Origin of the sequence: Streptomyces sp. YS-3, from assembly GCF_045257485.1 — a bacterium.
GTDB lineage: Bacteria > Actinomycetota > Actinomycetes > Streptomycetales > Streptomycetaceae > Streptomyces.
In genome coordinates this window covers 1-1684 of the sequence record NZ_JBJHPC010000933.1, presented here as the reverse complement: position 1 = coordinate 1684, position 1684 = coordinate 1, and the positions used below count along the sequence as shown (strand labels likewise).

The window sequence follows — 1684 nt, the reverse complement described above, 5'->3', positions numbered from 1 at the left end:
CAACTAGGGTGCGGCGGGAGCGGTCCGGCACTTGGGTCACCGGCATTGCGATGTCGGTGGGGGGTGCCACAGTGGGGGAGTGAGCAAAGCCGACGCAGGGCAGAGGGGGTGACGTCCGGCCGTGTCCGGTTCCGGGATGGGTGGTGAGGCGGGCGCGCGGTCCGCGCGCTCGCGGGCGCTGGCCGTGCTGCGGGTCCGCAGCCGGGCGCTGGCCCTCGCGCTGGTGCCGGCCGCCGTCGCCGTGGTGCTGCTCGTCGCGGACGCGCAGGGCCGGATCGACGGCCGCGGCTGGGACACGGCCCGCTGGGCGGTGACGGGCGCGGCGGCCGTGGTGCTGCTGGCCGCCGCCGCGGTCACGGCCGTGATCGTCCGGGCCAGGCCCGCCCTCTCTCCGACGGTCGAGCTGGCCGAGTCCTCGGCGCCCGATCTGTACCGGCTGGTGAGGGACCTGGCCGACCGGCTCGACGTGCCCGCGCCCTCGGCCATAGCGCTGACCCCGGACTGCGACAGCTGGCTGGAGGACCGCACACATCCGGCCCATTCCGTACGGGGCGGGGCCGGTGCGCGCGGCCCGGGCCTGCGGGGTGTTCTGCGGGGCATACCGGGGCTGCGGCGCCGTACCGACGCCGCGCCGGTCCTCGTCATCGGATCGCCGTTCCTGTGGTGGATGCGGGTCGGTGAGCTGCGGGCCATCCTGGCGCCCGTGGTGGCCGGCACCGGGCCGTCCGCGCAGCCCGACATAGCCTCGGCCCGCCGTTTCGTCCGGGGCCTGGACGCGGCGGTCGCCGTGACCAGCGGGTCCGGCGCGCGGCGGGGGGCGCGTCTGGTGCTGTGCTTCGTCGGGCCGGTCGCCCGGCTGCTGCTGCGCGGCTGCCGGACGCACGCCGCCGAGATGGAGCGGGGCGTCGCGGCAGCGGCCTCCGAGCGCGCCCAGGACGTGGACTACGGACTGCGGATCGTCGCCCAGGAGCAGGTCGGGCTCGCCTACGCGGGCTGGGACCGGCTGCTGACCCGGGTGGCGGTGCCGGCCTGGCGGATGGGGCGGTGGCCGTCCCGGCTGGACGCCGGGGTGGTCTCGGCGCTGACCGAGCTGTCGCGGCGGGACCGGCTGGCGGAGGGGTTCGCGTCCCGGCTCGGGGAGCGGCCCGCGTGCGATCTTCTGGAGGAGCCGGGGGTGGCCGACGAGGCGGCCTCGCTGCTGGCGGCCCGGCTCTTCCACGGCGGTCCGGCCGAGCCGGGGCCCGACTGGTCGCCGGTGGAGTGGCAGCACTACCCGGAGGAAGTCGTCGACCGGAAGTGGCGCGCGGAGGCGGCGCGGCTGCACCGGGTGCTGGACGGGATGGGTACGCCGCCGGGCGCGGAGCCCGCCGCGCCCGCCGCGCCGACGCTGGCGCGGGTCCTGGAGCACCTGACCGATGCCGGGCAGGACGGGTCGGCGCTGGCGGCCGGGATCGAGGCGGAGGTCGCGGTCGAGGCGGCGGCGGCCGGTCCGCAGGTGCCGTCGGCGGACCTGTGGGGCGACTGTGTCCCGCTCTTCCCGCTCCAGCCGCCGCGTACGGGTCGGGAGCTGCTGGCCGACCACGTCACGGCGATGGTGTGCTGCGCGGCCGTCGACACGGCCGGGGCGGCGCCCGGGCTGGACTGGCTGGACGGGCCGGCGCTGCTGGTGGACGGGGAGCGGAAG

Annotated in this window: 1 protein-coding gene; it reads left to right on the top strand. The window is 77.8% G+C overall.

What is annotated here, in order from left to right; genetic code table 11:
- Positions 1-121: 121 nt before the first annotated feature.
- Positions 122-1684 (top strand): hypothetical protein (locus ACJA3G_RS36410; protein ID WP_406557304.1); only part of this gene is annotated, 1563 nt, incomplete at its 3' end.